The following is a 381-nucleotide window of genomic DNA, read 5'->3' as shown; positions in this document are numbered from 1 at the left end:
ATCCGGGCTACCGGCACCATAAACCGTTTTCTCCGGGGTATGAGATGCGCTGCTGGTTCCGGGCCGGCCGGCGTAAACTGTGGTATCGCTGGCGGCAGCGACACATGCTGAGCCACATCACTGAAACGCTGGACAACCAGTATTATCTGGCCATTCTGCAGGTGTACAACGACAGCCAGATCCTTTTCCACAGCCCGTATAAAGACGTCCGGGAGTATATTGAGACGGTGATCCGCTCGTTTGCGCGGCATGCCCCGGCGCAGAGCCATCTGGTGTTTAAACATCATCCGATGGACAGGGGACACCGCTTTTATGGCCCCCTGATCACCGGGCTGTGCGGGAAATACGGTATCGCCGGACGGGTACTGTATGTCCACGATC

The 381-nt window shown here is 57.5% G+C and carries 1 protein-coding gene; it reads left to right on the top strand.

The genetic code is table 11. The features are described 5' to 3' along the window. A partial coding sequence (locus ACU8YC_RS28555) for a capsular polysaccharide export protein, LipB/KpsS family (RefSeq protein ID WP_446896462.1) occupies positions 1 to 381 on the top strand: 381 nt, incomplete at both ends.

The organism is Citrobacter sp. VF227 (genome assembly GCF_052950715.1).
This window is presented reverse-complemented; position numbering and strand designations above follow the sequence as displayed.